The organism is Pseudomonas sp. LPB0260 (assembly GCF_013388395.1).
In genome coordinates, this window is the sequence record NZ_CP058247.1 from 4,794,106 (window position 1) to 4,812,802 (window position 18,697).

Below are 18,697 nucleotides of genomic sequence, written 5' to 3' on the forward strand. Positions count from 1 at the left end.
GTCGAAGGTCGGGCGCTTGCCGGGCCCTGTGCCCGGTTGGCCCGGTTTCATCGGTCGATGAAGTGCACCGCCTGGGATGGGGTGCGGCGCACCTGCAGCTCAAAGATGTCCGGACGTGCGTAGTGACCGCACACGTCCAGGGCTCGGCGCGCCGGCGCCACCCGGGAGCTGTCGAGCTGCGCGTAGAGAATGCCGCTCTCGCGGTGCAGCGGCCCGGCGACGATGCGGCCCTGGGGGTCGATCACCACGGAGTCGCCGTCATTGATCCATTCGGCCGGGTCGGGGAACAGTTGTGTCCGTCCGGGCAGGTCGTCGGGTACATCGCTGCCGCGCAGCAGGGTGCCGCTGCCCAGGACCCAGCAGCGGCCCTCCAGGGCGATGTGGCGCAGGGTCGCCAGCCAGCCTTCGCCGCTGTCGTAGGTGGGCGCCACATAGACCTGTACGCCCTCGGCATACAGGGCATAGCGCGCCAGCGGCATGTAGCTTTCCCAGCAGATCAGCGTGCCGACCCGGCCGACCGGGGTGTCGACCGTGCGCAGACCGGCGGCGTCGCCCAGGCCATGCACCATGCGCTCGGGGTTGGTCGGCATGAGCTTGCGGTGGCGATTGAGCAGGGCGCCGTCGGCGCCGATCAGTACCACGCTGTTGTACAGCGTGCCGCCGCCGCGGCTGTGTTCGCACTCGTTGAGGCCGCAGACGATGGTCAGGCCGTGGCGGCGGGCGGCCTCTTGCAGGGGGGCGAGGTCGCCGCGGGCGATATCCACGGCGTTGGCCAACAGTTGCTCGTGCAGCTGGCCCATCAGCGCCCCGTCCTTGCCGGCCGCCAGTCGCCAGATCCACGCGGGGTAGCCGGGGATGAACTGCTCCGGCAGGACCACCAGCTCGGCGCCCGCCGCCGCGGCCTCGGCCACCGACTCCAGGGCCCGGGCGAGGGTGGCCTGGCGATCGAGCAGTACCGACGGACGTTGGATGATTGCAATCATGCTCATGGTCGTGCTCCTCATTGGGGTGAACTCATGAGCTTCAGCCTGCGCCTGGTTTAATCGGGCAACTAGTCCAGAATCTGAAGTGTTGCTACCCGGAGGATCGACGATGGACGACAGCTACGGGCAGTTCTGCACCGTCGCCCGCGGCGCCGAGGCGTTGTGCAGTCGCTGGACGCCCCTGGTGGTGCGTGAGCTGCTGTGCGGTAGCAAGCGTTTCAACGACCTGCATCGCGGCGTGCCGCGCATGTCCAGCAGCCTGCTGACCCAGCGCCTGCGCCACCTGGAGGAGATCGGCGTGGTCCAGCGCACGGCCGTCGGCAATGCCTGGGAGTACGGCCTGACGGCGGCCGGCGAGGACCTGCGGCCGATCGTCATGGCCCTCGGCCACTGGGGCGCGCAGTGGATCGGCAGTCGCCTGCGCGACGACCAGCTCGATGCCGGCCTGTTGATGTGGGACGTGCGCCGCTTCGTCCGTCTCGAGGCCTTTCCCGCCTGTCCGGTGGTCATCCAGTTCAGCTTTCGTGACGCGCGCCCGGGTGAGGGCAGCTGGTGGCTGGTGGTCGAGGAGGGGCTGGCGGATCTGTGCCGCGACGATCCGGGGCGCGAGCTGACCCTGGTGGTGGATGCCACGGTGCGGGCGCTGACCGAGGTGTGGGCGGGCGATCGCACGCCGAAAGAGGTGATCGGCGCCCAAGAGCTGCGTGTCGACGGGCGCGCGGACGATGCCCGGAGCCTGTGGCGCTGGCTGGGCACCAGCGCCTTCGCCGCGACCCGGCGCCAGCGCTCCGGGCCACCGGCCAGCTGAGCGCGCCGCCGTTCAGGCCGCTGTCAGCGGGTGGCCAGCAACGTTTGGCCGCGCTTGACCGCCGCGCGCACCTGATCGGGGGCGGTGCCGCCGATATGGTTGCGGGCATTCACCGAACCTTCCAGGGTCAGCACGGCGAACACGTCCTGCTCGATCTGGTCGCTGAACTGGCGCAGTTCGTCCAGGCTCATCTCGGCCAGGTCCTTGCCGTTGTCGACGCCGTACTTCACCGCATGGCCGACGATTTCGTGGCAGTCGCGGAACGGCAGGCCCTTGCGCACCAGGTAGTCGGCCAGGTCGGTGGCGGTGGAGAAGCCGCGCAGCGCCGCCTCGCGCATGATCGCGTGCTTGGGCTTGATCGCCGGGATCATGTCGGCGAAGGCGCGCAGGCTGTCGCGCAGGGTGTCGGCGGCGTCGAACAGCGGTTCCTTGTCTTCCTGGTTGTCCTTGTTGTAGGCCAGCGGCTGGCCCTTCATCAGGGTCAGCAGGCCGGTCAGGGCGCCGAACACCCGGCCGGTCTTGCCGCGCACCAGTTCCGGCACGTCCGGGTTCTTTTTCTGCGGCATGATCGAGGAGCCGGTGCAGAAGCGATCCGGCAGGTCGATGAACTGGAACTGGGCGCTGGTCCACAGCACCAGCTCCTCGGAGAAGCGCGACAGGTGCATCATCGCCAGGCTGGCCGCGGCGCAGAACTCGATGGCGAAGTCACGGTCCGAGACGCCGTCCAGCGAGTTGCCGCCGATGGTGTCGAAGCCCAGCAGCTGGGCGGTGATCTGCCGGTCGATCGGGTAGGTGGTGCCGGCCAGGGCGGCGCTGCCCAGGGGCATGCGGTTGGTGCGCTTGCGGCAGTCGACCAGGCGCTCGTAGTCGCGCGAGAGCATCTCGAACCAAGCCAGCAGGTGGTGGCCGAAGGTCACCGGCTGGGCGGTCTGCAGGTGAGTGAAGCCGGGCATGATGGTCTCGGCCTCGCGCTCGGCCTGCTCCAGCAGGCCCTGTTGCAGGCGGGTGAGCTCGGCGAGGATCAGGTCGATCTCGTCGCGCAGCCACAGGCGGATGTCGGTGGCCACCTGGTCGTTGCGGCTGCGTCCGGTGTGCAGCTTCTTGCCGGTGACGCCGATGCGCTCGGTGAGCTTGGCCTCGATATTCATGTGCACGTCTTCCAGGTCGACGCGCCAGTCGAACTGGCCGGCCTCGATCTCGCCCTGGATCTGCGTCAGGCCGTCGATGATGCTGTCGCGCTCGGCGTCGGTGAGCACGCCGACCTGGGCCAGCATGCTGGCGTGGGCGATGGAGCCCATGATGTCGTGGCGGTACAGGCGCTTGTCGAACTCGACGGAGGCGGTGAAACGGGCGACGAAGGCGTCGACGGGCTCGCTGAAGCGGCCGCCCCAGGATTGGTTGGTCTTCTCTGTGCTCATGGGATTCGCTCGGCTGGTGCGCAGATTCGTGCGGGCCGTGGATAACGGCCGGCGCGGCGGAAAAAGTCCGTCGATAATAACAGGGTCGCGGGCAAATTCGCCGCGCCGCTTTTCCCCTGGCTCAGGCGGTGGCTGAGGCGCGTCCAGTGTAGGGCGGATCACAAATCCGGGTGCCGGCACGTGTTTTCAGGGATTTATTTCACCCGGCCGGAGCCGGCCAGCTTGCCGCCCGGGCGCGCTAAACGGAAACTGCGCCGATGCATATTCAATGGTTCAACAATAAAAATAGCGACGAGCCGGACGATGACTTCTTCATCCCGGAGCTCTGCCAACCGGAAGCGCTGCTGAGCATGGTCCTGCTCGCCGAGTTGCTGGTACTGGTGCTGGTGCTCGCCGAACCCATGCTGCCCGGTTTCAACTGGGTACGGCTGGCGCTGACATCGCTGTTCGTGCAGTGGATCGTGCTGCTGTCGGCGGCCCTCCTGTGTCGCCTGCGGCCATTGCTGGCGCGCCTGCGCGCGGCGCTGGCCGGGGGGCTGTCCTGCGCGATAGTGGTGGCTCTGACCCTGGCCTGCACCGCGGTGGCCGATTATTACCAGCTCGGCGGGCCGCTGCCGCACGACGGCGAGGTCAACCTGTACCTGCGCCACGCCCTGATCAGCATGATCATGTCGGCACTGCTGCTACGCTACTTCTATCTGCAGAGCCAATGGCGTCGGCAGGAGCAGGCTGAATTGCGTGCGCGCATCGAGTCCTTGCAAGCGCGGATCCGCCCGCATTTCTTGTTCAACAGCCTGAACAGCATCGCCAGCCTGGTCGCAGTCGATCCGTACAAAGCCGAACAGGCGGTACTGGATCTGTCCGACCTGTTTCGCGCCAGCCTGGCCAAGCCGGGCAGCCTGGTGCCCTGGATTGAGGAGCTGGAACTGGCCAAGCGCTATCTGTCGATCGAGCATTACCGGCTCGGCGAGCGGCTACAGTTGCAGTGGGAGGTAGCCGACGTGCCGAATGATTTGCCGATACCGCAGCTGACCTTGCAGCCGTTGCTGGAAAACGCCCTGGTCTACGGTATCCAGCCGCGCATCGAAGGGGGGCTGGTGCAGGTCGAGGCGAGCTACACGGATGGGATCTTCCGCCTGTGCGTCAGCAATCCCTACGAGCAGCAGGGGGAGCCGCAGGCTTCACGCGGGACGCACCAGGCGTTGAACAATATCGATGCGCGCCTCGCCGCACTCTTCGGGTCACGCGCCAGCCTCAGCGTGGAGCGCCGTGACGGCCGCCACTACACCTGTCTACGCTATCCTTGTGCGAGACTCATGCAGGAAGCCAGTGCATTATGAATGTCCTGATAGTCGATGACGAACCCTTGGCCCGTGACCGCCTCAGCCGTATGGTCGGCGACCTCGATGGCTACCGAGTCCTCGAGCCTGCTGCCAGTAACGGCGAAGAGGCGCTGACCCTGATCGACAACCTGAGACCGGATATCGTGCTGCTGGATATCCGCATGCCGGGCCTCGACGGTCTGCAGGTCGCGGCGAAACTCTGCGAGCGCGAGGCGCCGCCGGCCGTGATCTTCTGCACCGCCCACGACGAATTTGCCCTGGAGGCGTTCAAGGTCAGCGCGGTGGGCTACCTGGTCAAACCGGTGCGCCCGGAGAGTCTCAGCGAGGCGCTGAAGAAGGCCGAACGGCCAAACCGCGTGCAGCTCGCCGCCCTCACCCGACCGGCCGCCGAGACCGGCGGAGGACCGCGCACCCACATCAGCGCGCGTACCCGCAAGGGCATCGAGCTGATTCCGCTCGACCAGGTCATCTACTTCATCGCCGACCACAAGTACGTGACGCTGCGCCACGAGGGCGGCGAGGTGCTGCTCGACGAGCCCTTGAAGGCCCTGGAGGACGAATTCGGCGAGCGCTTCGTGCGCATCCATCGCAATGCCCTGGTGGCCCGCGACCGCATCGAACGCCTGCAGCGCACGCCGCTCGGCCACTTCCAGCTGTACCTCAAGGGTTTGGATGGCGACGCGCTGATCGTCAGCCGCCGTCATGTGGCCGGGGTGCGCAAACTGATGAACAGCCTCTAGCGGCGCGCACCGGCCCGCGCCCCGCTGAGTCAGGCGGCCGCCGGCGCGTGGCCATGCATGGCATTCGGCCGCAGGCTTCCGGCGGATCAGCCTGTTATCATCCTCGGCGGTTCGAATTCTGGAATTGCCCATGCCCCGCGAAATTCGCATTGCCACCCGTAAAAGCGCCCTGGCCCTGTGGCAGGCCGAACACGTCAAGGCCCGCCTGGAGCAGGCGCACCCGGGCCTCAAGGTCAGTCTGGTGCCCATGGTCAGCCGCGGCGACAAGCTGCTCGATGCGCCGCTGGCGAAGATCGGCGGCAAGGGCCTGTTCGTCAAGGAACTGGAAACCGCGCTGCTGGAGGATCAGGCCGACATCGCCGTGCATTCGATGAAGGATGTGCCGATGGACTTCCCCCAGGGGCTGGGCCTGTACTGCATCTGCGAGCGTGAAGACCCGCGCGACGCCTTCGTCTCCAATCGCTTCGACAGCCTCGACGAGCTGCCGGCCGGCAGCGTGGTCGGCACCTCCAGCCTGCGCCGCCAGGCCCAGTTGCTGGCCCGGCGCCCCGACCTGAAGATCCAGTTCCTGCGCGGCAACGTCAACACCCGCCTGGCCAAGCTCGATGCCGGCGAGTACGACGCCATCATCCTCGCCGCCGCCGGGCTGATCCGTCTCGGTTTCGCCGAACGCATCCGCGCCTCGATCAGTGTCGAGGACAGCCTGCCGGCGGGCGGGCAGGGCGCGGTGGGCATCGAATGCCGCAGCGCCGACAGCGAGATCCACGCCTTGCTGGCGCCCCTGCACCATGTCGACACCGCCCTGCGGGTGACCGCCGAGCGCGCGCTGAACAAGCGCCTGAACGGCGGCTGCCAGGTGCCGATCGCCTGCTACGCGGTGCTCGAAGGCGGGCAGCTGTGGCTGCGCGGCCTGGTCGGTCAGCCGGACGGCGGGCTGCTGCTGCGCGCCGAGGGTCGCGCGCCGGAGACGGCAGCCGAGCAGCTTGGCGTGCAGGTCGCCGAAGCCCTGCTGGCGCAGGGGGCGGCGGGCATACTGCAGGCGATCTACGGCGAGGCCGATCCCGAGTGAGTGCCTGGCGCCTGCTGCTGACCCGTCCGGCCGAGGAGTGCCCGGCACTGGCGGCGACGCTGGCCGCCGAGGGCATCCACAGCAGCAGCCTGCCGCTGCTGGCCATCGAGGCGCTGGCGGAAACCGCCGAGCAGCGCGCCACCATCCTCGACCTGGATCGCTATTGCGCGGTGATAGTGGTGAGCAAGCCCGCGGCCAGGCTCGGTTTGGAACTGCTCGATCGCTACTGGCCGCAACCGCTGGCCGAACAGCCCTGGTTCAGCGTCGGCGCGGCCACCGCGCAGATCCTCGGCGACTACGGTCTGCCGGTGCATTGCCCGGACGCGGGCGACGACAGCGAGAGCCTGCTGGCCCTGCCGCAGCTGCAGCAGGCGCTGCGCGCGGCCTTCACGCCGCGGGTGCTGATCCTGCGTGGCGAGGAGGGCCGCGAGCTGCTCGCCGAGCGACTGCGCGAGCAGGGTGTGCAGGTGGACTATCTGCCGCTGTATCGCCGGCGGCTGCCGGACTATCCCGAGGGCGTCCTGCAGGAGCGGGTGCGTGTCGAGCGTCTGAACGGCCTGGTGGTCAGCAGCGGCCAGGGCTTCGATCATCTGCGCCAGCTGGCGGCCGAGCACTGGCCCGAGCTGGCTCGGCTACCCTTGTTTGTACCCAGCCCGCGCGTCGCCGAGCAGGCGCGCGCCGCGGGCGCCGAGATTGTTGTGGACTGTCGCGGCGCCAGCGCCGCGGCGTTGCTGGCGGCGTTGCAGGCGCAACCTGCCCCTGACCTCTGATGCAAAGGATGGACACGTGAGCGAAGCGACTTCCCCGAACGAGCAAGAGCAGCCGACGCCGGCCGTACCCGAGGCTGCGCCGGCAGGCAAGGCCGAAGAGCCGTCCAAGCCGGGCAAGGTTGCCCTGCTGCTGGCCATTCTGGCCCTGTTGCTGGCCATCGCCGCGGTGCTGGCCGGCGGCTGGGGCCTGTGGCAGTTGCGCGCCCTGGAGGCCAGGGATCAGCAGCGCCTCGAGCAATTGCAGGCGGCGCGCGAGCAGGCCGGGGTTGCGGCGCAGCGGGCCGATGGCCTGAGCGCGCGGCTCCAGCAGCTGCCCGCGGCGGCGGAACTGGAGGAGCGCCGGCGCCTGCTTGCCCAGCTGCAGGGGGATCAGCAGCTGCTCAACAAGCGGCTGGAGACCGTGCTAGGTGCCAGTCGCCAGGATTGGCGCCTGGCCGAGGCCGAGCACCTGCTGCGCCTGGCCAGCCTGCGCCTGTCTGCCCTGCAGGACATCGACAGCGCCAAGGCGCTGGTGCAAGGCGCCGACGAGATCCTCCGCGACCAGGACGATCCGGCGGCGTTCGCCGCCCGCGAGCAGCTGGCCAAGAGCCTGGAGGCCTTGCGCGCGACCCGCAACCCGGATCGCACCGGGCTGTTCCTGCAGCTCGGCGCCCTGCGTGACCAGGCCGCACAGCTCAGCGCCCTCAACCCGGTGTTCGAAAGCCAGGGCGGCGTGCTGAGTGAGCTGGCCGCCGAGGGCGATGGCGCCAGCTGGTGGTCCCAGGGGCTGCACACCCTGTCGCAGTACTTCCGTATCGACTTCAGCGCCGACCAGAACATCCGGCCGCTGCTCGCCGGGCAGAGCCTGACCCAGGTGCGCCTGGCGCTCAGCCTGGCCCTGGAGCAAGCGCAGTGGGCCGCGCTGCATGGCCAGACCCCGGTCTACCGGCAGGCCCTGCTGCAGGCCGCCGACGTGCTGGATGCCCATTTCGACCGGGAGAATCCGGCGAGCCGGGCCCTGCGCACGCGCATCGATGAGCTGATCGGCCAGACCGTCGAGGTCGTGGCGCCGGACCTTGGTAACTCGCTGACTGCCGTGCAGGCCTACCTGGAGCGCAAGCAGTCGGCGCGTGAGTCGCTGGCGCCCGAGGGCGCCCAGGGTGACGAGGAGGCGCGTCCATGAAGCGTGTCTTGGTATTGCTCGCCGTGCTGCTGGTAGTGGCCGGCGTGGCGCTGCTCGGCGTGGCCATCGTCGAGCACAAGGGCTACGTGCTGTTCGCCTATCAGGGCTTCCGTTACGAATCCGGCCTGTGGGCCTTCCTCGCCCTGCTGGTGGCGATCTGGCTGCTATTGCGGGTACTGCGTCTGCTGCTGCGCCTGTTGGTGACCTCCGGGCGGCTGATCAACCCCTGGTCGGGCCTGCACCGCAGCCGCCGCGTGCGTGTGGCCTCCGAGCAGGGGTTCGTCGACCTGGCGGAAGGCCGTTGGGTGCCGGCCTTGCGCTACCTGCGCCGGGCGGCCGAAAGCGACCCGCAGCCCTTGATGTATTACCTGAGCGCGGCGCGGGCGGCGCACAAGCTGGGGCAGCACGAGGACAGCGACGCGCTGCTGGAGCGGGCGCTCAAGCGTCAGCCGGATGCCGAACTGGCGATTGCCCTGACCCATGCCAGGCTGCAGCACGCTCGCGGGCAGAGCGATTCGGCCCGGGAGACCCTGGAGATCATGCGCGAGCGCTACCCGCAGAATCGCCAGGTGCTGCGCCAGCTGCAGCGCCTGTACCTGCAGGCCGGCGACTGGTCGGCGCTGCTCGGTCTGTTGCCGGAGCTGCACAAGCACAAGGTCCTCGGCGCCGCCGAGCTGTCCGAACTCGAGCGCCAGGCCTGGCGCGGTCGCCTGACTGCCGTCGGCGAGGGCGCCGCGGACGATCTGCCGGGCGCCCTGGAGACGCTCAAGCAAGCCTGGGAGCAGCTGTCGTCAGCGCATCGCCAGGAGCCCGAATTGCTCGCGGTGTACGCCGAACAGCTGCGCGTGCTGGGCGCCGAGCAGGAGGCCGAGGCGCTCCTGCATCACGCCCTGAAGCGCGATTACGACGGCCGCCTGGTGCGCCTCTACGGGCTGCTCCGCGGCAAGGATCCGGCGCGTCAGCTGCAGGCGGCCGAAGGCTGGCTGAAGCAGCACCCGCAGGACGCCGGCCTGCTGCTGACCGTCGGCCGGCTGTGTCTGCAGAATCAGTTGTGGGGCAAGGCCAGGGAGTATTTCGAGAGCAGCCTGGTGTTCCAGCGTGACCCGGAAACCTGCGCGGAGCTGGCGCGTCTGCTGGCGCGGCTCGGTGAAGTCGAGCGCAGCAACCAGCTGTTCCAGGAGGGCCTCGGCCTGCTCGATCAGCGCCTGGGCGGCCTGGCGCTGCCACAGCCGGCCCTGAACTAGTCGCGGGGGGCAGATCGCCCCCGCCACTGGACGTACGGCACGTTTCGGCCGATGGCTAGCCGCACTGGCCGGCTGGTTTGCCTTGATCGGCCGAGGCGCTTTCCTCTACCGTAGGCGGCTTCGTTTTCCACCCCGGAGCCGTCATGCCCTTGGCCAGCCCCCGTTCTCTCTACTCCCTCGCGTTTCTCGGCTGCCTGGCGCTGATGGGCGCGGCGCTCTATCTGGAGCACGTGGTCGGCCTGGAGCCTTGCCCCCTGTGCATCGTCCAGCGCGTCTGCGTGATCGGCTTCGGCCTAGTCTGTCTGGTCGCCGCGCTGCACGCGCCGGGCCGTGCCGGTCGCCGCGCCTATGCCGGGTTGGGGTTGCTGTTCGCCGCAGCGGGTGGCGGCACGGCCGCTCGGCAGATCTGGCTGCAAGGGGTGCCGGCAGACCAGCTGCCCGCCTGTTTGCCAAGCCTCGACTACATGATGGAGGCCCTGCCGTTCCAGGAAATCGTGCGCCTGGTGCTGCACGGTTCGGCCGATTGCGCCGAGGTCAGCTGGACCCTGTTCGGCCTGAGTATCCCGGAGTGGAGCCTGCTCGGATTCGTCGCCATGCTGGGTTTCGCGTTGCTCCAGCTGTTGCGTCGCGACTGATCCTGTCGCGAGATTGCCGGCCACGCCGGCGCACGGCCCTTCGCGAGCAGAAAGCCAGGCACGATGCGGAGCGCCGATTAAACGCTCGTATGAAATTTTCTCCCGCCAGTGCCTTGTCGATGGCGGCCCCCGGGCATAATCTGGCTCGCACGCACCGCCGGAAAGTTGCCATCACGCGGTTGCCTTCCCAAGACCACGCACCGATTGACAAAAAACCGTCTCGGATCGGACGAATAACAGGAATACCGATAAGGGAAGAGAGGTCGTCATGCTCGAGAGTTGTCAGAACGCCCAGGAACGTTGGGGTGGGGTTCACCTGCTGATCGACCGCTGGTTGCAGGAGCGCCAGGAACTGATCGCCGCCTTTGCGGCCATCAGCGACTCCGGGCGAGCCCCCAGTGCCAATGCGCTAAGCTTGCAGCGCTTTTGCGAAGTGCTGGTCGACTACGTGTCGGCCGGGCATTTCGAGGTCTACGAGCAGTTGACCAACGAGGCCAAGGCTTTCGACGATCAGCGCGGTCTCGAGCTGGCCAAACAGATCTACCCGCGAATCGAGGCGATCACCGAGGTGGCGCTGTCGTTCAACGACCGTTGCGACAATGGCGACTGCCGCGACAGCGTGTCGCTGGGCGAGGAAGTGCAGCGTCTCGGCCAGCTGTTGCATGAGCGCTTCGAGCTGGAGGATTGCCTGATCGAGGTGCTGCACAACGCCCACCAGCAACAGGCCGAAGCCGCCCTTTGACTCACTCGCGGCGCCGCTGAGAACCCTTCGCGCTGAAGGCTGGGATCAGGGCATGCCGCCTTCGCCGACTCGAACAGGTGACTGCCGGGCGCTGTCATGCGCCCACGCTCACTCCGCACCGAAGCGATACGGCGCGTGCAGTCCCTGGCCGGGCGCCGCGCCTGACGCCGTTTGCCCTTCTTGACCATACCTTCGCCCCGAGCTTCTTCTTCGACGTGCTTGCGAGTCGCGACGCCTGTCCGTTGGCGGCGAATACCAGCATCCATTCCGCATTGCCGCGCCCGTGCGCCTGGCTGGGCCAGTGCGCCCAGGCAATGGCTGAACTAGCGACCCCCGGTGCGGGCGTCTAGTATGGGCAGCATCTACACCCGCCAGGAGGCGCGACATGTCGGCCAAGAAAAACCCTAAGAAGACTGCGGTTGGTACCCCCCTGCACCTGCTTCAGCAGCTATCCCACAGCTTGCTCGAGCATCTGGAAAAGGCCTGTACGCAAGCGCTGAGCGATGCCGAAAAGCTGTTGGCCAAGCTGGAGAAGCAGCGCGGCAACGCCCAGGAAAAACTGCACAAGGCGCGCGGCAAGCTGCAGGACGCCGCCGCGGCCGGCAAGGCCAAAACCCAGGCCAAGGCGAAGGCCGTGGTGGCCGAGCTGGAAGACCTGCTCGACACCCTGAAGACCCGGCAGACCGAGACCCGCAGCTATATCCAGCAGCTCAAACGAGATGCCCAGGAGAGCCTCAAGCTCGCCCAGGGCGTGGGTAAGGTCAAGGAAGCGGCGAGCAAGGCGCTGAGCAGCCGTGAAGCCAAGCCGGCCGCCGCGCAGAAGGCCGCCAAGCCTGCCGCTGCCAAGGTCCCGGCCGCGAAGGCGCCAGCCAGGGCGGTGGCCAGCACTGCCACGGCCAAGGCAGCCGCCAAGCCTGCGAGCAGGGCCGCGGCCAAGCCGGCGGCGAAGAAGCCAGCGGCTGCCAAACCGGCCGCCGCGGTGGCGAGCGGCGCGACTGCGGCGAAACCGGCCGCCAAGTCCGGCGCCCGCACTGCCGCCAAGGCACCCGCCAAGCCGGCGGCAGCCAAGACCACCGCCAGACCCGCGCCGCGCACTGCGGCCAAGCCAGCCGCCAAACCCGCGGCGGCCAAAACCGCCGCCGCGAGCGCGCCAGCCGAGGCTGCCGCCGGCAAAGCGGTCGCCAGCAAGGCACCGCGGAAAACTGCTGCAAAGCCTGCGGCCAAACCGGCCGCCAAGCCGGCGCCGAGGAAACCGGCGGCGCGCAAGCCGGCGGCGGCCCAGCCTGTCACCAGCTCGTCGGCGGCCCCGGCTGCGCAGCCCGCGGCAGCCGCATCGGGTGCGGCGCCGGATACGCCGCCGGCCGAGTCCTAAGTTTGCAGGGCGGCGTGGCGTAGCTGTCGCAGCGCCTCGTCGTCCGCGCTCAGGCCAGCGGGCGCCAAGGCGCCCAGCCAGGCATCCAGCGTTTGCCCGGCGACGGTCGGCCAGTCGTGGCTGGCCGCCGCCAGGCGCTGCAGTTGCACCTGTTCGGCTTGCAGTTCCAGGCGCTTGACCTGCTCGCGCAGCGCGGCCAGTGCCTCGTCGCCGTGGGCGGCTTCTCGCCAATCCTGGCGTACCTGGCGCAAGCGCTCGACCACCTGGCGCTGCCAGGGTTGCGCGAGCGCTTGCAGTTGTCCGCTGCGCGCTGCGCTGCAGGCGACGCCGCGGCTCCCGAGCCAGATGGCGCAGATCAGCAGGCAGACATCGGCGCCGCGCGCCTGCAGCCGCAGGCAGGCCGCCTCGACGCCGGGGCGTTGGTAGTACTCTTCGGCGAAACGCCACAGATCAGCGGGCATGGTGCTTTCCGGGTGTGCGGCGGGCGACTCTGATAGACTTCGCCGCCATTATGATCCGACTCCAGAACCTCACTCTACAGCGTGGTCCGCAGCGCCTGCTAGAAGGCGCCGAACTGACCCTGCACGCCGGCCAGAAGGCCGGACTGATCGGCGCCAATGGCGCCGGCAAATCCAGCCTGTTCGCCCTGCTGCGCGGCGAGCTCGGTCCCGACGCGGGCGATTGCCTGCTGCCGGCGGACTGGCGCATCGCCCACATGCGCCAGGAGGTCGACAACCTCGAGCGCCTGGCGGTCGACTACGTGCTCGACGGCGACGTCCACCTGCGCGGTCTGCAGGCCGAGCTGGCGGCCGCCGAGGCCGCCCAGGATGGCGCCGCGATTGCCCGTCTGCATACCGAACTGGACAGCGCCGACGGCTATACGGCTGCCGCTCGCGCGCGCAAGCTGCTGGCCGGCCTGGGTTTCGAGCATGCCCAGATGGACCGCCGCGTCGGCGACTTCTCAGGCGGCTGGCGGATGCGCCTGAACCTGGCCCAGGCGCTGATGTGCCCATCGGACCTGTTGCTGCTGGACGAGCCGACCAACCACCTGGACCTGGACGCGATCCTCTGGCTGGAAGGCTGGCTGAAGAGCTACCCCGGCACCCTGCTGCTGATCTCCCACGACCGTGACTTCCTCGATGCCGTGGTCGACCACGTGGCGCACCTGGATCAGCAGAAACTGACGCTCTATCGCGGTGGCTACTCGGCCTTCGAGCGCACCCGCGCCGAGCGCCTGGCGCAGCAGCAGCAGGCCTACGAGAAGCAGCAGGCGCAGCGCGCGCACATGGAGAAGTACATCGCCCGCTTCAAGGCTCAGGCGACCAAGGCGCGCCAGGCGCAGAGCCGGATCAAGGCCCTGGAGCGCATGGAGGAGCTGGCCGCGGCCCATGTCGACTCGCCCTTCGACTTCCGCTTCCGCGAGGCCAGTAAGATCTCCAGCCCGTTGCTGGACCTGGCCGAGGGGCGCCTCGGCTATGGCGACAAGGCCGTGCTGGAGCAGGTCAAGCTGAGCCTCGCGCCGGGCGCGCGCCTGGGCCTGCTCGGGCCCAATGGTGCCGGCAAGTCGACCCTGATCAAGAACCTCGCCGACGAGCTACAACCTATCGGCGGTCGCCTGCAGCGTGGCGAGAACCTGGTGGTCGGTTATTTCGCCCAGCACCAGCTCGACGCCCTCGACGACAAGGCCAGCCCGTTGCTACACCTGCAGCGCCTGGCGCCGAGCGAGCGCGAGCAGACCCTGCGCGACTTCCTCGGCGGCTTCGACTTCCGCGGCGCCCGCTGCGACGAGCCGGTGCTGAATTTCTCCGGCGGCGAGAAGGCGCGCCTGGCCCTGGCGCTGATCGCCTGGGGGCGGCCCAACCTGCTGTTGCTCGACGAGCCGACCAACCACCTCGACCTGGAGATGCGCCTGGCCCTGACCCTGGCCCTGCAGGAGTTCGCCGGGGCGGTGGTGGTGGTGTCCCACGATCGCCACCTGCTCAAGAGCACCACCGACGAGTTCCTCCTGGTCGCCGATGGCCGGGTGCAGCCGTTCGACGGCGATCTCGAGGACTACGCCCGCTGGCTGCTCGACTACCGGGCACGCCAGGCGCCGGCGCCGGTGAACGCCGCCGAGGGCGGCCTGGACAAGACCGACAAGCGCGCCCAGCGCCAGGCCGCGGCGGCCCTGCGCCAGCAGCTGGCGCCGCACAAGCGCGAGGCCGACAAGCTGGAGCGCGAGCTGGGTCAGCTGCACGAGCAGCTCGTCGCGGTCGAAGCCCGCCTGGGCGACAGCGCACTGTACGAGGCGGCACGCAAGGACGAGCTGCGCGACCTGCTGGCCGAGCAGGCCAGGCTGAAGGGCCGCGAGGCCGACCTCGAGGAGCGCTGGATGCTCGCCCTGGAAAGCCTCGAAGCCTTGCAGGCCGAGCTGGAGGCCGCCAGTTGAATCCGCTGCTGCTCGAGTGGCCCTGGCTGGCCGCCTGGAGCGAGCCGCTGCTGCGTGCGGGCCAGGTGCTGCTGATCCTGTTGCTCGCCTGGCTGCTGCAGCGCCTGCTGGCGCGCGGCCTGAAGCGCCTTGGCGCACGCTACCCGCAGGTGCCGGCGACGGCGCTGGTGTCCCTGCGCAACGGCCTGCGCTGGCTGGTCGTCGGCGGCGCCGTGCTGCTGGTGCTGGAGCGCCTCGGCGTGTCCGCCCAGGTGCTGTGGACCGCGCTGACCGGCTTCATGGCGGTGGCGGCGATCGCCTTCTTCGCCATCTGGAGCGTGCTGTCCAACCTGTTCTGCGCGCTGCTGATCTTCACCCTGGCGCCGTTCCGCCTGGGCGACAGTGTCGAGATCATCGAGAGCGCCGAGAAACCCGGGGTCAAGGGCCGGGTGCTGGCCATCAACCTGTTCTACACCACCCTGGAAGACCAGGGTGGCGAAAGCCCAGGGGCGCTGGTGCAGGTGCCCAACAGCCTGTTCTTCCAGAAAGCCGTGCGCCGCTGGCGCAACGGCACCTATCCCACATCCCGCAATTACGAGATCTAACGCATCATGGAATGGCTACTTAGCCCGGAAATCTGGGTCGCATTTCTCACCCTGACCGCCCTGGAGATCGTCCTCGGCATCGACAACATCATCTTCATCTCGATCCTGGTCAGCCGCCTGCCCAAGGAGCAGCAGCCCAATGCGCGCTTCTTCGGCCTGACCCTGGCGATGGGCACGCGGATCGCGTTGCTGCTGTCTATCACCTGGGTGATGCGCCTGACCGACGACCTGTTCCAGCTCTTCGGCATGGGTGTATCCGGGCGTGACCTGATCCTGTTCTTCGGTGGCCTGTTCCTGCTGTTCAAGAGCACCATGGAGATCTACCACAGCCTGGAGGGCGCCGAGGAGGCGCAGCAGGCCGGCGGCAAGGCCTACGGCTTCATGGGCATCATCGTGCAGATCGCCATCATCGACATCGTCTTCTCCCTGGATTCGGTGATCACCGCCGTCGGCCTGGTCGACAATGTGCCGGTGATGGTCGCCGCCATCGTCATCTCGGTGATCGTGATGATGCTCTCGGCCGCCACCATCAGTGACTTCATCGACAAGCACCCGAGCCTGAAGATGCTCGCCCTGTCGTTCCTGATCATGGTCGGCACCCTGCTGGTGGCCGAGTCGTTCGGCGTGCATGTGCCCAAGGGCTACGTCTACTTCGCCATGGCCTTCTCGCTGGCGGTGGAGGCGATCAACATCCGCCTGCGCGGCGCCATGGCGCGCAAGCGCGGCCAGGAGCCGGTGCACTTGCGCAAGGGCTCGCCGGACTGATCCGCGAGGCTGGTCGTCGCCTGTAGCAAGGGGTAGGCTGAGAAGCCTGCCCCTTTTTTCTGGGCCGTCCTTCAACCATTCGTTTCGAGGTATTCGCCATGGCCCTGCAGACCTGGCTCGCGTTTTTCGTCGCCTGTTGGGTGATCAGCTTGTCGCCCGGGGCCGGGGCCATCGCCTCGATGTCGTCCGGCCTGCAGTACGGCTTCTGGCGCGGCTATTGGACCGCCCTGGGTCTGCAGCTCGGCCTGGCCCTGCAGATCGCCATCGTCGCCGCCGGGGTCGGGGCGATCCTCGCCACCTCGGCGCTGGCCTTCAGCCTGATCAAGTGGTTCGGCGTGCTGTACCTGGTCTATCTCGGTTACCGGCAGTGGCAGGCGCTGCCCGCCGACCTGGCCACGGCGCCCGAGCAGCGCCCCATCGGTCGGCCGCTGACCCTGGTGCTGCGCGGCTTTCTGGTCAATATCAGCAACCCCAAGGCGATCATCTTCATGCTCGCGGTACTGCCGCAGTTCATCGATCCGCAGGCGCCGCTGCTGGCGCAATACCTGCTGATGGGCGTGACCATGATCTGCGTCGACCTGCTGGTGATGGCCGGCTATACCGGCCTGGCCTCGCGGGTCCTGCGCCTGCTGCGCACGCCGCGTCAGCAGCGGCTGATGAACCGCAGCTTCGGCGCCCTGTTCGTCGGCGCCGCGGCGCTGCTGGCCACGGTGCGCCGCACCACGGCCTGAGGCGCGGCCCGCCTACCACTCGATCGGCTGACCGTCCCAGGCCCAGAAGCTGCCGGATTGTTCGGGGCCATGGCGCGCCACCTGCTCCAGCAGACGCTCGGCGGCGAAACTCGCCTGGAACAGCTGCGCAGCCGGCACATTGGCCTGAAAGGGCCGCGACAGCTCGGTGTCGGTGGTGCCCGGGTGCAGCGCCAGCACCGTGCTCTGCGGATTGAGGCGGCTCAGCTCGATGCTGGCGGTGTGCAGCAGCTGATTGAGCGCCGCCTTGCTCGCCCGGTAGCTGTACCAGCCGCCGAGGCGGTTGTCGCCGATCGAGCCGACCCGCGCCGAGAGTGTCGCCACGGTGCACGGGTGGCGCCCGCGCAGCAGCGGCAGCAGGTGCTTGAGCAGCAGGATCGGGGCGAAGGCGTTGACCCGGAAGGTCGCCTGCAACCCGGCCAGATCGAGCTGGGCCAGGCCCTTCTCGGCCTTCGCCGTGCCATCCTGCAGCACGCCGACCGTGCACAGCAGCAGGTGCAGTCGGGCAATACGTGGCTTGAGCCGAGGCGCCAGTTCGGCCAGCTGCGCCTCGTCCGTGGCATCGACGTCCAGCAAGTGCAGGCGCTGGCCATGCTGCCGGGCCAGCGCGGCGAGGCCCTCGGACTGGCTGGCCCGGCGGGCCAGGGCCCACACACCGGCTACGTCGGCGCGGGCCAGCAGCTGTTCGCAGAGGGCCAGGCCGATGCCGCGGCTGGCGCCGCATACCAGCACCTGCGCGGGCTCATCCAGGCGTTGCCAGTAGGGCATGGGGCTTACTCCTGTCGCTCGCCCGGCGGCCAGAGGTGGGCCGCCGGTTGCGTCGGCCAGTATGGACTCATCGGCGAAAGCCGGCATCATGGGCGCCTGGCGGGCGCACCCGTTCGCCATTTCAGTCAGAGGAGAGTGCCGGTCGATGCGTATCTGGATAGATGCCGATGCCTGCCCGCGGGCGGCGCGGGATCAGGTGGTGAAGTTCGCCTTGAAGCGCGGCTACGAGGTGGTGCTGGTGGCCGGGCAGCCGGTGGCGCGGCCCAGCTTCGCCTGCGTGCGCCTGATCGTGGTGCCGAGCGGCCCGGATGCGGCCGACGACTACCTGGTCGAGCATGCGGTGCCCGGCGAACTGGTGATCTGCAGTGACGTGCCGCTGGCCGACCGCCTGGTGAAGAAGGGCGTCGCCGCCCTCGATCCGCGTGGTCGCGAGTTCGACGAGCGCAATATGGGCGACAAGTTGGCCACCCGTAACCTCTTTACCGAGCTGCGCGAGCAGGGCCAGGTCGGCGGCGGCCAGGGCGCCTATTCGGACAAGGACCGCCAGGCCTTCGCCAACGCCCTGGACCGCATCCTCACCCGCTTGAGCCGCGCTTAGCCGCACAGATAGGTGCCGGTGCCCACCGCGACCAGGACGCCCTCGTCGTTGTGCAGTTCGCTGCGTACCACCGCCACCTTGTTGCCCGAGCGCAGCAGCACGGCGCTGGCGGTGAAACTGCGGCCGCGACCGGGGCGCAGGTAGTCGATGCGCAGGTCGATGGTGCCGAGCTTGGACAGCCGTGTCAGGCGCTCGGCGCCCGGCAGCTGATGGTGCCGCTCGAAGGCGCCGATCAGCGCCATGGCGCCGCCGGCGACGTCGAGCAGCGAGGCGATCACGCCGCCATGGAGGATGCCGTGGAGGAAGTTGCCGATCAGCTCGTCCTTCATCGGCAGGACCATCGTCACCCGCTCCGGCGACAGTTGCTCGAGCTGAATGCCGAGCACCTGGTTGAACGGGATGCGCTGCATGAAGCTGCTCACCGCCTCCTGCAGCTCTGCGGTGAATTCATAGGGTTGGGTCATGGCCAGCGTACCTGTGCAGTTTGCCCGACACGCTGCCGCACGGCGGTGGACTTGG

General features: G+C 68.6%; 20 protein-coding genes. 15 read left to right on the forward strand and 5 right to left on the reverse strand.

The features are described from left to right. Nucleotides 1-47: 47 nt before the first annotated feature. On the reverse strand, nt 48-989 hold the full coding sequence (locus LPB260_RS21415; protein WP_208707878.1) for a carbon-nitrogen hydrolase family protein: 942 nt from the start codon (nt 987-989) through the stop codon (nt 48-50). A 103-nt stretch (nt 990-1,092) separates the two neighbouring features. Here LPB260_RS21415 and LPB260_RS21420 point away from each other — a divergent pair, with 103 nt between their 5' ends. Beyond that, the gene (locus LPB260_RS21420; RefSeq protein WP_208707879.1) at nt 1,093-1,791 is read left to right on the forward strand and encodes a helix-turn-helix domain-containing protein; all 699 of its coding nucleotides are present in this window, start codon (nt 1,093-1,095) and stop codon (nt 1,789-1,791) included. Between the two features lie 23 nt (nt 1,792-1,814). Here the strand turns inward: LPB260_RS21420 and argH are convergent, their stop codons facing one another. Then, nucleotides 1,815-3,209, reverse strand: coding sequence for an argininosuccinate lyase (gene argH / locus LPB260_RS21425; protein ID WP_208707880.1), 1,395 nt, complete (start codon nt 3,207-3,209; stop codon nt 1,815-1,817). Between the two features lie 257 nt (nt 3,210-3,466). Here argH and LPB260_RS21430 point away from each other — a divergent pair, with 257 nt between their 5' ends. From LPB260_RS21430 to LPB260_RS21470, 9 genes are all read left to right on the forward strand, one after another. Further along, a complete protein-coding gene (locus tag LPB260_RS21430) occupies nt 3,467-4,549 on the forward strand; it encodes a sensor histidine kinase (RefSeq protein ID WP_208707881.1) in 1,083 nt (360 codons plus the stop codon). Continuing rightward, a complete protein-coding gene (locus LPB260_RS21435) occupies nt 4,546-5,292 on the forward strand; it encodes a LytTR family DNA-binding domain-containing protein (protein WP_208707882.1) in 747 nt (248 codons plus the stop codon). Before LPB260_RS21430 ends, LPB260_RS21435 begins: the two co-directional genes overlap by 4 nt. Nucleotides 5,293-5,422: 130 nt before the next feature. Further along, nucleotides 5,423-6,361 (forward strand): hydroxymethylbilane synthase, encoded by a 939-nt coding sequence (gene hemC, locus LPB260_RS21440; protein ID WP_208707883.1) that lies wholly within the window; start codon nt 5,423-5,425, stop codon nt 6,359-6,361. Further along, a complete protein-coding gene (locus LPB260_RS21445; RefSeq protein WP_208707884.1) occupies nt 6,358-7,131 on the forward strand; it encodes a uroporphyrinogen-III synthase in 774 nt (257 codons plus the stop codon). Before hemC ends, LPB260_RS21445 begins: the two co-directional genes overlap by 4 nt. A gap of 16 nt (nt 7,132-7,147) precedes the next feature. Beyond that, a complete protein-coding gene (locus LPB260_RS21450; RefSeq protein ID WP_208707885.1) occupies nt 7,148-8,293 on the forward strand; it encodes a uroporphyrinogen-III C-methyltransferase in 1,146 nt (381 codons plus the stop codon). Continuing rightward, the gene (locus LPB260_RS21455) at nt 8,290-9,537 is read left to right on the forward strand and encodes a heme biosynthesis HemY N-terminal domain-containing protein (protein WP_208707886.1); all 1,248 of its coding nucleotides are present in this window, start codon (nt 8,290-8,292) and stop codon (nt 9,535-9,537) included. The genes LPB260_RS21450 and LPB260_RS21455 overlap by 4 nt, the downstream gene beginning before the upstream one ends. Nucleotides 9,538-9,680: 143 nt before the next feature. Further along, nucleotides 9,681-10,172, forward strand: coding sequence for a disulfide bond formation protein B (locus tag LPB260_RS21460; protein WP_208707887.1), 492 nt, complete (start codon nt 9,681-9,683; stop codon nt 10,170-10,172). Between the two features lie 268 nt (nt 10,173-10,440). Continuing rightward, nucleotides 10,441-10,914: a sigma D regulator gene (gene rsd, locus LPB260_RS21465; protein ID WP_208707888.1), complete on the forward strand. Its 474-nt coding sequence runs from the start codon at nt 10,441-10,443 to the stop codon at nt 10,912-10,914. Between the two features lie 385 nt (nt 10,915-11,299). Further along, nucleotides 11,300-12,286: an AlgP family protein gene (locus tag LPB260_RS21470; RefSeq protein ID WP_208707889.1), complete on the forward strand. Its 987-nt coding sequence runs from the start codon at nt 11,300-11,302 to the stop codon at nt 12,284-12,286. Here LPB260_RS21470 and LPB260_RS21475 read toward each other — a convergent pair. After that, nucleotides 12,283-12,747, reverse strand: coding sequence for a TIGR02444 family protein (locus tag LPB260_RS21475; protein WP_208707890.1), 465 nt, complete (start codon nt 12,745-12,747; stop codon nt 12,283-12,285). The genes LPB260_RS21470 and LPB260_RS21475 overlap by 4 nt on opposite strands. Nucleotides 12,748-12,797: 50 nt before the next feature. Between LPB260_RS21475 and LPB260_RS21480 the strand changes: the two genes are divergently transcribed. The 4 genes from LPB260_RS21480 to rhtB all read left to right on the forward strand — a co-directional run bounded on the left by LPB260_RS21480 (nt 12,798) and on the right by rhtB (nt 16,794). Further along, nucleotides 12,798-14,714: an ATP-binding cassette domain-containing protein gene (locus tag LPB260_RS21480; protein WP_208707891.1), complete on the forward strand. Its 1,917-nt coding sequence runs from the start codon at nt 12,798-12,800 to the stop codon at nt 14,712-14,714. Further along, on the forward strand, nt 14,711-15,298 hold the full coding sequence (locus LPB260_RS21485; RefSeq protein WP_256625530.1) for a mechanosensitive ion channel family protein: 588 nt from the start codon (nt 14,711-14,713) through the stop codon (nt 15,296-15,298). The genes LPB260_RS21480 and LPB260_RS21485 overlap by 4 nt, the downstream gene beginning before the upstream one ends. A gap of 6 nt (nt 15,299-15,304) precedes the next feature. Further along, complete coding sequence (locus LPB260_RS21490; protein ID WP_208707892.1) at nt 15,305-16,063, forward strand: TerC family protein; 759 nt, start codon at nt 15,305-15,307, stop codon at nt 16,061-16,063. A gap of 98 nt (nt 16,064-16,161) precedes the next feature. Then, nucleotides 16,162-16,794 carry a homoserine/homoserine lactone efflux protein gene (rhtB, locus tag LPB260_RS21495; RefSeq protein ID WP_208707893.1) on the forward strand — a complete coding sequence of 211 codons (633 nt, stop codon included), beginning with the start codon at nt 16,162-16,164 and terminating at the stop codon, nt 16,792-16,794. 12 nt (nt 16,795-16,806) lie between these two features. Here rhtB and LPB260_RS21500 read toward each other — a convergent pair whose 3' ends face one another. Then, on the reverse strand, nt 16,807-17,580 hold the full coding sequence (locus LPB260_RS21500) for an SDR family NAD(P)-dependent oxidoreductase (protein WP_208707894.1): 774 nt from the start codon (nt 17,578-17,580) through the stop codon (nt 16,807-16,809). 145 nt (nt 17,581-17,725) lie between these two features. Between LPB260_RS21500 and LPB260_RS21505 the strand changes: the two genes are divergently transcribed. Next, nucleotides 17,726-18,178, forward strand: coding sequence for a YaiI/YqxD family protein (locus LPB260_RS21505; protein WP_208707895.1), 453 nt, complete (start codon nt 17,726-17,728; stop codon nt 18,176-18,178). On the opposite strand, the gene LPB260_RS21510 is transcribed toward LPB260_RS21505, so the two are convergent. Next, nucleotides 18,175-18,642: a thioesterase family protein gene (locus LPB260_RS21510; protein WP_208707896.1), complete on the reverse strand. Its 468-nt coding sequence runs from the start codon at nt 18,640-18,642 to the stop codon at nt 18,175-18,177. The two genes, LPB260_RS21505 and LPB260_RS21510, sit on opposite strands and share 4 nt — an antisense overlap. Nucleotides 18,643-18,697 lie beyond the last annotated feature (55 nt).